The organism is Amycolatopsis sp. NPDC003865 (assembly GCF_053605345.1).
This window is the reverse complement of record NZ_JBSGJA010000002.1, coordinates 271519-284336: the sequence shown is the minus strand read 5'-3', so window position 1 is coordinate 284336 and position 12818 is coordinate 271519. Positions and strand designations below refer to the sequence as shown.

9 protein-coding genes are annotated in these 12818 nt (G+C 72.7%); 5 read left to right on the top strand and 4 right to left on the bottom strand.

Features of this window, described 5'->3' with window-relative positions; genetic code table 11:
* The first annotated feature begins 33 nt into the window (after positions 1–33).
* On the top strand, positions 34–1941 hold the full coding sequence (locus ACWEVP_RS06260) for a TNT domain-containing protein (protein WP_452061558.1): 1908 nt from the start codon (positions 34–36) through the stop codon (positions 1939–1941).
* On the opposite strand, the gene ACWEVP_RS06255 is transcribed toward ACWEVP_RS06260, so the two are convergent.
* The 3 genes from ACWEVP_RS06255 to ACWEVP_RS06245 form a co-directional block, all read right to left on the bottom strand.
* Positions 1928–2770, bottom strand: a complete 843-nt coding sequence (locus ACWEVP_RS06255; RefSeq protein ID WP_452061557.1) for a class I SAM-dependent methyltransferase — start codon at positions 2768–2770, stop codon at positions 1928–1930. The genes ACWEVP_RS06260 and ACWEVP_RS06255 overlap by 14 nt on opposite strands.
* 12 nt (positions 2771–2782) lie before the next feature.
* Complete coding sequence (locus ACWEVP_RS06250; RefSeq protein ID WP_452061556.1) at positions 2783–4111, bottom strand: sensor histidine kinase; 1329 nt, start codon at positions 4109–4111, stop codon at positions 2783–2785.
* 102 nt (positions 4112–4213) lie between these two features.
* A complete protein-coding gene (locus tag ACWEVP_RS06245; RefSeq protein WP_452061555.1) occupies positions 4214–5656 on the bottom strand; it encodes a CCA tRNA nucleotidyltransferase in 1443 nt (480 codons plus the stop codon).
* Between the two features lie 101 nt (positions 5657–5757).
* Here ACWEVP_RS06245 and ACWEVP_RS06240 point away from each other — a divergent pair, with 101 nt between their 5' ends.
* Positions 5758–6312 carry an NUDIX hydrolase gene (locus tag ACWEVP_RS06240; RefSeq protein ID WP_452061554.1) on the top strand — a complete coding sequence of 185 codons (555 nt, stop codon included), beginning with the start codon at positions 5758–5760 and terminating at the stop codon, positions 6310–6312.
* Positions 6309–8456: a DUF6049 family protein gene (locus tag ACWEVP_RS06235; RefSeq protein WP_452061553.1), complete on the top strand. Its 2148-nt coding sequence runs from the start codon at positions 6309–6311 to the stop codon at positions 8454–8456. Before ACWEVP_RS06240 ends, ACWEVP_RS06235 begins: the two co-directional genes overlap by 4 nt.
* A gap of 123 nt (positions 8457–8579) precedes the next feature.
* On the opposite strand, the gene ACWEVP_RS06230 is transcribed toward ACWEVP_RS06235, so the two are convergent.
* A complete protein-coding gene (locus ACWEVP_RS06230; RefSeq protein ID WP_452061552.1) occupies positions 8580–9092 on the bottom strand; it encodes a hypothetical protein in 513 nt (170 codons plus the stop codon).
* Between the two features lie 69 nt (positions 9093–9161).
* On the opposite strand from ACWEVP_RS06230, the gene murJ reads away from it, so the two are divergent.
* Together murJ and ACWEVP_RS06220 are read left to right on the top strand one after the other, a co-directional pair.
* Complete coding sequence (gene murJ / locus ACWEVP_RS06225) at positions 9162–11126, top strand: murein biosynthesis integral membrane protein MurJ (protein WP_452061551.1); 1965 nt, start codon at positions 9162–9164, stop codon at positions 11124–11126.
* Positions 11127–11207: 81 nt separating this feature from the next.
* Positions 11208–12797, top strand: coding sequence for a hypothetical protein (locus tag ACWEVP_RS06220; RefSeq protein WP_452061550.1), 1590 nt, complete (start codon positions 11208–11210; stop codon positions 12795–12797).
* Positions 12798–12818: the final 21 nt, after the last annotated feature.

Below are 12818 nucleotides of genomic sequence, written 5' to 3'. Positions count from 1 at the left end.
TCGGGTGTCACTGGGGTCAGGGGAGGACGAAACGTGCGTTACCGGGTAGAGGTGGCCGAACGCCCGGACGGCCTGTACGCGACGTGGGGCGAGGGGACGTTCCGCGCGCAGCGTTCGACGACCGACGGCACCGTGCTGCTGTCGGTGCTGCCGGAGGAAGAGGCGCCGGAGGGCTTCGACAAGGAGTTCGAGGGCCGGCCGGCCAAGGTCGTCCCGGCGAGTGAGGTGCCGTCGACGTTCACGCTGCGCACCTTCGCCGCGTACGACGACGAGATCTTCGAGGTCGCGCCGGGCGCGCGGCCGGAGCTGACGCTGCGCTGGGTCCGCGACGACGCCGCCCGCGCGGCGCAGCTGGGCCTGACCGACTTCTCGGTCACGGTGCCCGCCAAGCAGGTCACCGCGTTGTGGCAGACGCGGCTGGACTTCACCGAGACGCTCCAGGCGCGGCCGCAGCCGGGCACCGGCGACCAGAACGCGCTGCTGCGCGCCATCGGCCGGACGCTGCTGCACACGGTGCCGGGCGGCTGGGCCCGGGTCGGCGCGCAGTTCCGGCAGGTCGGGGACTACTCCGAGATCGAGGTCCGCGCGGTCGGTGACGAGGACGGCCCGGTGTCGGTCTCGCTGCCGGCGGTGCCGCGGCTCGGCGGGCTCTTCGCGCGGCTGCGGGCCGCGATGTTCCAGCCCGAGACCGGCACGTGGTTCCAGGGCACGTTCACGCTCGACGCCGAGTCGCAGTTCGACTTCGACTTCGACGCCGACCGCGAGCCGGACTGGCGGGTGCCGCCCAACGACGGCGGCCGCCCGTCGACCGCGGCCTACGAGCTGGAGCTGGCGACCTTCCCGCGGACGCCGAAGCACGTCCCGGCGTGGCTCACCGCGAAAGCCGGCCTGCCGCTGGACGTCTCGTTCCGGCTGGCCAGGACCGCCGACTCGCACTCCGAGGGCGAGCGCCCGGTCGTCAACCGGCCGCCGGTGCCGCCGGACCAGGTCCGCGGCGTGCTCGACTACCTGTTCCGCGCGCCGGTCGCGCTGCACCGGCCCGCGCCGCTGCCGGACATCTTCGGCGCGCCGGGCGCGAAGCCGGACGTGCCGAACGCCTTCCACACCGACGGCACCTGGATCTGGCCCGCCGCCGTGCCGCACTACCTGCGCAAGTACGGGGTGCCGCCGGAGCCGGAGCTGGTCGAGCACATCCGCGCCGCCGGGTTCCGGCCGCCGTTCGTCGGCGAGCTCGTCCGCGCGACCGCCGAGGCCGAGGTCCTCGGCCAGCCGCGGCCGCCCCAGACCGACGCGGACCTGCCGGACGAGCGCGCGCTCACCCGCGTCGCGCGCGGCGAGCAGGTGCGCAACCTCAAGGGCGCGGAGACGCTGGAGCTGCTCCAGCAGCGGCTCCACGAGCACGGCGTGCCGTCCTCGGCCTACCGGATCGGCGCCAACGAGGTTCCCGCCGACGACGTCTGGACGCTGCGGCGCGCGGAGAACGGCTGGGAGGTCGCGCGGCCGCCGTCCGACGAACCGGTGGCGTTCGGCTCGCTCGCCGACGCGGCCCGGTTCCTGCTCGGCGCGCTGCTGATGCAGCCGCCGCGGCCGGCGGAGGAGTCCGACCAGCCCGCCGACTGGCCGATCCTGCCGATGCGCGGCGAGCCGCCGTTGAACTTCTACCGCGGCAAGCGCGTGCTCGTGCTGACGCCGGGCACGACGGTCGTCCGGTTCGGCAACGAGACCGGCAACCTCGTGCACGCCGACGGCTCGCGGTTCGTCGAGACGTCGCTGGCGTTCGAGCGCGAACGCGAGAAGCGGCTCTACCGCGTGCAACGCTCGCTGCGGGTGCTGACCGGCGTGACGGCGCCGTGGAACGGGATGCCGGGCGGCGCGGTCGCCTACCTGCTGCCGCGGCCGCTCGCCCAGCACGTCGAGACGGGCTCGCTCAGCAGGCAGTGATCAGGACGGCGGGCGACCACCAGTAGTCGGCGAGCGGTTCGACGCCGACCTGCGTGAAGCCCGCCGTCCTCAGCTGCTCGGCCCACACCGCGGCCGGGTGCTCCCAGTTCGTCCGCTCTTCCCCGGAGACGATCCCGAGCAGAACGGGCAGCAGGAAACCCTGCGCGACCAGCGACGCGTCCGCGCCGTACTCGGCGACGCCGCGCTCGTAGCGCGCGACCAGCGAGCGCAGGTGGTCCATCGACCCTTCGACGTACTCGGGGACGTCGAACTCGGCGAGCACCAGCGTCCCCGTGCGTGGCTGCAGCGCGCGCAGCACCTCCGCGCGCTGCTCCGGCTCGATGGACTGCAGGGCGAACGTCGACTGCGTGAAGTCCCAGCCCAGGTCGTCGCGGGCCAGGAACTCCTGCGCGGTGGCCTGCCAGCAGGTCGCCGTCGGCACGCGCTCGCGGAGGCCGTCGAGCAGCGCGGCCGACGGTTCGACCAGGTCGATCCGGCTCGGCACGTGCGTTGCCTGCTCCAGCGCGGGCACGACCGCCAGCCCGTCGCCGCAGCCCAGGTCCAGCAGCGATTCCGGCTTCCCGCTGTCGTAGCGCGCGGCCAGCTCCTCGCTCAGCCGCCGGTAGAGCTCGACGTTGCCGCCGCCGCGGATGAACGCCGTGAACGCCTCCGGCTGGTCGTACACCGCCGCCGCGCCGTCGCCGGCGAGGTGGATCCGCAGTTCGCCGGCCAGCGGCGAACCGGCGCGGCGGGCGAGTTCGGCGGCGCGGTCGCGGTCACCGGAGCGGTAGGCGGCGAGGGCGTCGGCGAGCAGCTCGATCGAGGTCATGGGTCGGGGATATCAGAACGGCACCCACAACGTCACCCGCGTGCCGCCCCCGGCGAGTCCCGACTCGACCCGCGACGTCCCGCCGACCTCGGCGAGGCGCGCGGTGATCGACTCGCTGATGCCGAACCCGGCCGGGTGGTCGGCCGCGCTGAAGCCGCTGCCGTGGTCGCGGGTGATCACCGCGATCCCGCCGTCGCGCTCCTCGACGCGCACCACGACCCGGTCGGTGCCGGAGTGCTTCATCGTGTTCCGCATCGCCTCGCGCACGGCGTCGCGGATGGCGATCTGCCGGACCTCCGACAGCGTGTCGTCGTCGAGCTCGGCCACCACGAGCTGGGCGCGCAGCCCGTCCCGCGCCATTTCGGCGGCGAGCGCGGCGAGCTTCTCGCCCAGCGGCCGGGCGCCGGCCTCGACCTGCTCCGTCTTCGCCGTCTCGATCATGTGCCGGATCTCCATGGCCTGCGCGCGGGCGAGCCGCTGGATCTCGACCAGCCGTTCTTCGGGCTTCGAGGTGTCGGACAGCGCCATGGCTTCGAGGGTCTGCAGCACGGTGTCGTGCAGCATCCGGTGCTGCTGGGCGCGTTCGGCCAGGCGTCCGTTGCGGGTGCCGTAGGCCAGGGCCAGCCGGGTGCCGAGCCCGGTCAGCACCAGCGCGGCGGTGGCCAGGAACAGCTCGGCGAGCAGCGCGGAGTACGTCGAGAACGCGGCGCCGACGTGGAACTCGCCGGTGTTGAGCCAGTTGGCCAGCATCCGCAGCGGGAAGCTGAGCAGCCCGAACACCAGCCCGCTGGGGACGCCCAGCGCCAAGGTCAGCAGCCCGGCCTCGCCGAAGAGGTGGATGCTGCTGACCGCCAGCGCGTCGAAGTACGCGTCGGCCGGCACGGTCAGCGCGAGGACCAGCGGCGAAAGCACGGTGAAGACGAGGTCGGCGGCCAGCAGCTTCCCCGCGTCCCGGCCGCGGTAGGGCGCCGAGCGGAACATCCAGCGGAAGCCGATCAGGTTCACCGCGACCGAGAGCAGCGTGAACACCCCGACCGGCAGCAGGCCGGTCGAGCCGTGGCGGAGGGCGTAGACGCCGAACTGGCCGGGCACGGCGAGCAGGCGGAAGGCCAGCGGGATGAGCACGACGTACCGGGTGGCGCGCAGCAACAGCCCGTCGCGCCGGCTCGGGTCGATGGGCCCGGCCATCTTCGAGATCCGCTTCAGCGCGTGGATCGGGGTGGGATCGCCGATCTCGTCCGAGAGCTCGCTGGTGGCCGTCGCGATCGCGGGCGCGCCCTGCCGCAGGAGTGCCACGAAGAAGCTACCCGGTTTGGGCGGGCCGGGCGCTTCCGTGGACATCGGCCGGACAACCCCCTGGTCACGTCGGTGAACCGAGGTTAGGGAGTATCACCGATCCGCGACGGTCAGGTCCAGCGTTCTACGGAATTCACGATGAACCGATCAGGAATTTCCGATTCCCTGCGCGGCGGCCCACTTCTTCAGCTCCGCCACGGCCTCGTCGTGCTCCAGCGGGCCGCGGTCGAGGCGCAGCTCCTTGAGGAACTTCCACGCCTTGCCGACGTCCGGCCCCGGCTTGATGCCCAGCAGCTCCATGATCTGCTCGCCGTTGAGGTCCGGCCGCACCCGGTCGAGGTCCTCCTTGGCCTTGAGCGCGGCGATGCGGGCCTCGAGGTCGTCGTAGGTCGCCTGCAGCGCGGCCGCCTTCCGGCGGTTGCGCGTGGTGCAGTCGGCGCGGACCAGCTTGTGCAGCCGGGTCAGCAGGTGGCCGGCGTCGGTGACGTACCGGCGGACCGCCGAGTCCGTCCACTCGCCCTTGCCGTAGCCGTGGAACCGCAGGTGGAGGAACACGAGCTGGGAGACGTCATCGATGATCTCCTTGGAGAACTTCAGCGCCCGCAAACGCTTGCGGGCCATCCGCGCCCCGACCACCTCGTGGTGGTGGAAGCTGACGCCGCCGCCGGGCTGGAACTCCCGCGTCGCGGGCTTCCCGGCGTCGTGCAGCAGCGCCGCGAGCCGCAGGATCAGGTCCGGCTCGGACGTCGGCTCGTGCGTCTTCTCCAGCTCGATCGCCTGCGCGAGCACGGTCAGCGAGTGCTGGTAGACGTCCTTGTGCTGGTGGTGCTCGTCGATCGCCAGCCGCATCCCGGGCACCTCGGGCAGCACCCGGTCGGCCAGCCCGGTGTCCACGAGCAGTTCCAGCCCCGGCCGCGGGTCGTCCGCGAGCAGCAGCTTCGACAGCTCGGCCTGGACGCGCTCGGCGGTGATCCGGTCGATCTCGCCCGCCATCGACGTCATCGCGTCGACCACGCGCGGCGCCGCGGTGAAGCCGAGCTGCGCGGCGAACCGGGCGGCGCGCAGCATCCGCAGCGGGTCGTCGGCGAACGACTCCTGCGGCGTCGCCGGCGTGTCGAGCACCTTCTCCCGCAGCGCGCTCAGCCCGTCGTGCGGGTCGATGAACGTCTTGGACGCCAGCTCGACGGCCATCGCGTTGACCGTGAAGTCGCGCCGGAGCAGGTCGCCCTCGATGCTGTCGCCGAAGGTGACCTCGGGGTTGCGGCCGACGCGGTCATAGCTGTCCGCGCGGAACGTGGTGATCTCGAGCTGCATGCCCTTCTTCGTCACGCCGACCGTGCCGAACGCGATCCCGACGTCCCAGACCGCGTCGCCCCACTCGCTGACGATCTTCAGCACGCGGTCCGGCCGCGCGTCCGTCGTGAAGTCGAGGTCACCGGAGCGCCGGCCGAGCAGCGCGTCGCGCACGCTCCCGCCGACGAGGTACAGGCGGTGACCGGCGCGGGCGAACCGCTCGGCCAGCTCGTCCGCCAGGGGGGAGAGCCGCATCAGCTCCACCACCGCGTTCTCCTTGGCGACCACGTCGTTCACGAAAAAATCCCACGGGGTTCGGGTGCGACTACTACAGGCACCACCGGACAGGACACGGAGAGCCAGCCTACCGGGGCAACCGTTTGCTCTAGCATCGCAGCATGTCTGGATCAGCCGGCCGCCCCGGCGCCTCGAAGCCGCGGAGGCGGCGCAGGCGTCAGCGCGGCAGGCGCCTGACCACGGTCGACGAGACGTCGGCCGGCGGTCTCGTGGTGGACGCCGAGCGCGAACAGGCGGTGCTGATCGGCCGGCTCGACCGGCACGGCAGACTGCTGTGGTCGCTGCCCAAGGGCCACATCGAGGACGGTGAGACAGTGGAACAGACGGCCGTGCGCGAGGTGAAGGAGGAAACCGGCATCTCCGCGCGGGTCATGCGGCCGCTGGGCACCATCGACTACTGGTTCGTGGCGGAGCGGCGGCGCATCCACAAGACCGTCCACCACTTCCTGCTCGAAGCGCTCGGCGGCGAGCTATCCGACGAGGACGTCGAGGTCACCGAGGTGGCCTGGGTCCCGCTGGCCGAGCTGGAGACCAAGCTGGCCTACTCCGACGAGCGGAAGCTCGTCCGGAAGGCCGGCCAGCTGATCGAGGAACTTTTCGCGCGCCCGGACGTCCACGGACGAGACGAGCACGCCCCTGAGGGAGCCCCCGAGTGAAGCGGTTCGCCGCAGCCTTCCTTTCCGTCCTCTTCCTGGCCGTCCCCGCCCTCGCCGGAGCCACGGTGGCCCAGGCGGAGGAGGGTGCCCGCCTGCGCGTCGACCTGACCCAGCTCAACCCGCGGGTGATCACGAGCTCGTCGACGACGCTCACCGTCGCCGGCACGGTGACCAACACCGGCGACCGCAAGGTCAACCGGCCGCAGGTCCGGCTGCAGGTCGGGGAGCGGGCGACGACTTCGCGCGGGATCAACGACGTTCTGTCGGGGGCCGTCGTCAAGGACACCCCGCTGACCGAGTTCACCTCCGTCGCGGATTCCCTCGAACCCGGGCAGAGCGCGCCGCTGAACATCACGGTGAACCTGACCGGTTCGAAGTTCGCCCGCCCCGGCGTCTACCCGCTGCTGGTGAACGTCAACGGCACGCCGGAGTTCGGCGGCCCCGCCCGGCTGGGCGCGGTCAGCATGCTGATGCCGGTGCTCGCCGCGCCGGGCAAGTCGTCGGGCCACTCGTCCGCCGGGGCGCCGAGCATGACCCTGCTCTGGCCGCTGACCAGCAGCGTCCCGCAGGTTTACGCGGCGCCGTTCGGCCAGCCGCTGGTGCTGCGCGACGACCGGCTGGCCGACGAGATCGGCCCCGACGGCCGGCTGAACGCGCTGGTCACCGCCGCGTCGACGGCCGTGCACGGCGACTCGACCCTCGCCAAGTCGATGTGCTTCGCGCTCGACCCGGACCTGCTGACCACCGTCGACCTGATGAGCCGCGGCTACCAGGTGCACACCGACGGCGGCAACGTCGACGGCAAGGGCGCGCAGACCGCGAAGACGTGGCTCGCGTCCCTGCGCACCCTGCTGACCGGCCGGTGCGTGGTGGCGCTGCCCTTCGCCGACGCCGACCTGAACACCGTCTCCCGGATCCGCCCCGGCGACCCGATCCTGGTCGCGCAGGCGGCCGCGGCGGCCTCGGCCATCCAGCAGGTGGCGGGGGTCGCGCCGCAGACCGGCGTGCTCTGGCCGGACGGCACGCTCAACGAGTCCGTGCTCGCCGCGCTGACCCAGGCCGGCGTCAAGACCGTGCTCACCGACGCGGCGAAGCTCGCCCCGGCCGGGTCCGGCGGCGGAGTCACCGTCCAGGGCAGCACCGTGCGCGCCCAGCCGACCGACTCGCTGATCTCGGCGGCCATGTCCGGCGTGCCGAGCGTGCCCGACTCGGTGACCGTCGCCGCGAACACCGAGCGCGCGATCTCGAGCCAGAACGGGCTCGGCGCGCTCGCCTTCCGCGCGGGCCTCGGCCTCCCGGCCGGGCAGGAGCGCCCGGACCACCTGCTGGTCGCCCCGCCGCGGCGGTGGGACGCCCCGGCCGCCGAGCTCACGGCGTACCTGCAGCAGGTCGGCGACTTCCTCAACGCGGGTGTCGTCACGGCGGCGTCGCTCCCGTCCCTGCTCGACACCGACCCGCAGACGACCGGCGCGGTCGGCGACCGCGGCCAGGACCCCGGCTCGGTCCCCGACCCCGCCCTCGTCTCGACGCTGTCGAAGCTCGACGAGCAGGCCACCGGGATGGCCTCGGCGATGCAACCGGACACCACCAAACGGGTGAAACCGGAGGACGTCGTCGCACCGGTCCGGCTGGCCGAGCTGCGCGGCGCGTCCACCGGCTGGCGTGGCCTGCCCGCCGACGCGGCGACCGCGAACGCGCAGGCCGAGATCGCGGCGATCAGCGACCGGGTGAGCGTCCGGCAGCCGCAGCAGACCATCGCGCTGGCGTCCGGCAACTCGCCGCTCCCGGTGTACGTGGTGAACGACCTGCCGGTCGGGATCACCGCGCGGTTCACCCTCGACAACACCATCGGCCTGCGCACGGACGACAACAAGGAGGTGTCGTTCCCGGCGGGCGGCGGGCGGCAGTACTTCCTCCCCGTGGAGGCGCTGCGGGCCGGCCGGTTCAGCGTCGATGTGTCGTTGAGCACGCCGACCGGTACCCCGCTCGGGTCATCCGCGCGCTTCGAGCTGACCTCGACGGAGTACGGCGCGATCACCATCATCGCGACCGTCGCCGCAGGTGTGGCCCTGCTTCTGCTCGCTTCGCGGCGGATCTACCGGCGGATCAAGGACGCCCGGACGGGTCGCGACGTCGTGGACTGATCCGTCGGCCTTTGAGTGTTCCGGGCGGTTCCCGATTACCCTTGGTCCGCACATGCGCGGCACCGGGCCGCGGGCACCGGACGAGCACCGAGGATTGGGCACGCGTTGGAGAGAGAGCCGGGCTTACCACCCGAGCGTGCGAGTCGTCCTCGGCGCGAAGGCGCTCAGCCCCCGCACCGGGGTGACGGCCCCCCGCGCCCGGTCCGCCGCCAGCAGCCGCCTCCGCCGCAGGAGCGCGGCCGCAGGCAGCCGCCCCGCAACGGGCAGACGCGCCAGATGCCGCCACCGGACGACGCGACGGTCCGTGACCGCCGCCCGGTCCGCGAAGACGGCCCACCCCGCCCGGCCCGTGACGACGGGGGCCAACGGCGGCCGGCGCGCGACGACGCCCCGCCCCGGCGGCCATCCCGCGACGACGGTCCGCCACCCCGCCGCCCGGCCCGCGACGACGCACCCCCGCGCGACGGCCGTCCCGTTCGCGACGAAGGCGTAGTCCGCGACCAGCGGCCGCCCCGCGACGGCCAGCCGGTCCGCGACGACGTACCCCCGAGCGACGCCTGGCCGGTCCACGACGAGGCCCCGCCCCGCGAGCCGCAGCGCCCCCGGCGCGTCCCGCCGGGCCCGCCGCCCGGGCAAGGCCCGCCCCCGCAGCGCGGCGGGCAGCCTCCCCGAGCGGGTGGTCCCGCCCCCACGCGCGTCCAGCCCGTGCCGCCGCCCCCGGGCCCGCCCGGGCCGCCGCCGGCACAGGGCCGGCTGCCGCAGCCCGCCCCGCCGGTGACCCCGCCCCCGGGCACGCCGGCCCCCGGCACCCCGCCGCCCGGCATCCCGGTGCCCCCGCGCGGCCGCGGCTCCCGCCGTCCCGCGCCGGTCCGGCCGTGGCAGGAGGAGGCCCAGCGCCCGCCCGACCCGGAGGCCACGCGGTTCATCCCGCGCACCGCCGGCGTCCCGATGAACTCGCGCTGGCCGGTCGCCGACCCGGACGTCATGCGCCCGTACGACGCCCTGGCCACCCAGGTCATGCCGGCGCTCAAGGGGCCGCTGGTCAAGCCGAGGCCGGGCGAAGAGGTCGAGGCACCGGCCAAGGCGCCGTCCCTGGCGAAGGCGTCCGGACGGATGGCGATCGCGTCGCTGATCAGCCGGATCACCGGCTTCCTGTGGAAGCTGCTGCTGGTCGCCGCGATCGGCCAGGGCATCGCGAACGACTCGTTCAACGTCGCCAACACGATGCCGAACATCATCTTCGAGCTGCTGATGGGTGGCGTGCTCGCCAGCGTCGTGGTGCCGCTGCTGGTGCGGTCCCAGGACGACCCCGACGGCGGCGCGGCCTACACCCAGCGGCTCATCACGGTGGCGTTCTCGCTGCTGCTGGTCGGCACGGTGGTCGCGGTGATCGCGGCACCGGCGTTCACGAGCCTCTACGTCGACTCGTCCGGCAAGGCGAGCGCCGACCTCACCACGGCGTTCGCCTACCTGCTGCTTCCCGAGATCTTCTTCTACGGCGTCTTCGCGCTGCTCTCGGCGGTGCTGAACGCCAAGCAGATCTTCGGTCCCACCGCGTGGGCGCCGGTGATCAACAACCTGGTCGTCATCTTCACGATCCTCGTCGTCTGGGTCATGCCGGGGGACATCAACACCGCGCAGGTGTCGATCACCGACCCGAAGGTCCTGACGCTCGGCATCGGCGTCACCGGCGGCATCGTCGCCCAGGCCCTGCTGCTGGTGCCGCCGCTGCTGCGGTCCGGCTTCCGGTTCAAGTGGCGCTGGGGCATCGACAAGCAGATGAAGGAGTTCGGCGGCCTCGCGCTCTGGATCCTCGGCTACGTCGCCGTCAGCCAGATCGGGTACACGATCAACACGCGCGTGCTGACCACCGGTTCACCCGGTGGTGTGACCGCCTACAGCAACGCCTGGCTGCTCTTCCAACTTCCGTACGGCGTCATCGGCGTCTCACTGCTGACGGCGATCATGCCGCGGATGAGCCGCGCGGCGGCCGATGGCGACCACAAGAAGCTGATCGGCGACCTGTCGTACGCGTCCCGGATCTCGACGGTGATGCTCGTCCCGATCTCCGCGGTGATGACCGTGGTGGGCGGCTCGATCGGCATCGCGCTGTTCACCTTCGGCAAGGGCACGATCGACACGGCCGAGCGCCTCGGCGACGCCCTCGCCATCTCGGCGTTCGCGCTGCTGCCCTACGCGCTGGTCATGCTCCAGATGCGCGTCTTCTACGCGATGAAGGACGCCCGCACGCCGACGCTCATCATGATCGTGATGACGCTGGTCAAGGTGCCGCTGCTGTACCTGTGCCCGGTGCTGCTCTCGCCGGACAACGTCGTGCTCGGCGTCATGATGGTCAACGCGCTGACGTTCGTCGTCGGCGCGATCCTCGGCCAAGTCTGGCTCTGGGTGACGCTGGGCAACCTGCGCAGCAAGCGGGTGATCGGCGTGATCCTCTTCACGGTCGTCGCCAGCGCCCTCGGCGTCGGCGCGGCGTGGCTGGTGGGCCAGGTCGTGCCGGACTCCTTCGGGCCCAAGCTGGGTGCCTGGGTCAAACTCTTCCTGCAGGGCATCGTCGGCATCGTGGTGTCGTTCGGCGTGCTGATGGCGCTGAAGGTGGAGGAACTGAAACCGGCCACTTCGAGGTTCACCCGGTTGATCAAGCGCGGGTAACGATTCCGGTACGGAAGGCGACGACTCGCGCGTCGTATTCTGGGTACCCTCGACAGCGGGATCGAGCGGGAGCGAGTGAGGGTGGACACGAGGCGGAGCGAACAGGCGGGGGGTGCGAACCACGTGGGCAAGGCCCAGGTCGGATCGCTGGCCCCCGGGCGTGTGGTCGGCGACGGCCGCTACCGCCTCCTCGCGCAGTTCGGCGTGGACGAGCGGGGCGACGCGCACCTTTGGCGCGCCCGGGACGGGCAGCTGAAGCGGGACGTCGCGCTGACCCTGCTGGTCGGCGACCCGGCCGATCCCGAAGCCGCCCGGCTGGCCCGGCGGACCCTCGAACGCGCCACCCACGCGTCCAAGTTCGGCCACGGCGGCGTCGCCCGTGTGCTCGACGTGCTCGCGCTCGGCAGCGGCATCACCTCCAGCGAAGGCCTGCTCGGCGTCGTCGTCGCGGAGTGGACCAAGGGCAGCGACCTGGTCGACCTCGTCGCGCAGCGGCCGGTGGCCCCCGCCGCGGCCGCGCGGATGGTGCAGGCGCTGGCCGAAGCCGTCGAACAGGCCCACCAGAACGGGCTCGTCCTCGGGCTCGACCACCCGCAGCGGCTGCGGCTGACGCCGAACGGCGCGCTGAAGCTCGCGTTCCCCGGCCCGCTGCCGGAAGCGACGCTGCGCGACGACGTCAAGGCGCTCGGCGCGGTGCTGTACCTGCTGCTGACCGGGCGCTGGGCGCTGCCCGGCGGCCCGCCCGCGATCCAGCCGGCCCCGCTGTCGCCGCAGGGGCGGATCGTCCCGCCGCGCCAGCTGGTGCCGACGGTCCCGGCCGACCTGTCGTCGCTGGCCGTCCGCACGATCGAGGACGGCGGCAACGGCGGCATCCGCACCAGCGCGGCCATCCTCCGGATGCTCGACCAGGTGGCCGAGGAGGAAGAGCGCACCCAGCTGATCAAGTCCGTCGGCGGTGACCCGGCCGAGGGCGAAGGCACCGTCTGGACCACGAAGAAGCCGGTCAAGGACGTCGCCCGGCGGCGCAAGCTCGCGCTCGGCGTCACCGTGCTGGTGGTCGCGACGGTTGTCATCCTCGCCTGGGGCGGGCTGATGCTGATCAACGTCTTCCAGGGCGATTCGAAGGCGAGCGGGCCGACGATCAACGTCGCCGCGCCGCCGGCGTCGAGCCAGTCCGCCGGGCAGCCGCCCGCGTCGTCGGCGCCCGCCCCGCCGGCGCCGCCGGCCGTGGGAGCCCCGGTGAAGCCGCAGGCGGTAGCGGTCTACAACCCCGAGGGCAAGGGCGACAACACCGCGCGGGCGAAGTACGCGATCGACGGCAAGCCCGAGACGCAGTGGCGCACCGAGCAGTACAAGCAGCAGTTCCCGTCCATCAAGCCCGGCGTCGGGCTGGTCGTCACCTTCAAGGACCCGATCACTCTCAGCCAGGTGAAGGTCGAAGGCGGCACGCCGGGCACCAAGGTGGAGATCCGCTCGGCGACCGAGAAGAACCCGAACTTCGACGACACGAAGGTCGTCGGCAACGGCGACCTGCAGGACGGCGAGACGACGATCCCGCTGGCCCAGCCGACGCAGGGCGAGTACTTCATCGTCTGGATCACCTCTCTGGGTGGCGACGACGGGAAGTTCCAGACGGAAATCGCCGACCTGACCTTCCTGCCTGCGGGGTGACGCACCCGACAGGGTCAGTAG

What these genes read in the sequence shown, in the direction of transcription:
- ACWEVP_RS06250 (WP_452061556.1), bottom strand. Translation starts at nt 4,111, where the DNA reads ATGTCCACGGAAGCGCCCGGCCCGCCCAAACCGGGTAGCTTCTTCGTG.
- ACWEVP_RS06255 (WP_452061557.1), bottom strand. Translation starts at nt 2,770, where the DNA reads ATGACCTCGATCGAGCTGCTCGCCGACGCCCTCGCCGCCTACCGCTCC.
- ACWEVP_RS06240 (WP_452061554.1), top strand. Translation starts at nt 5,758, where the DNA reads ATGTCTGGATCAGCCGGCCGCCCCGGCGCCTCGAAGCCGCGGAGGCGG.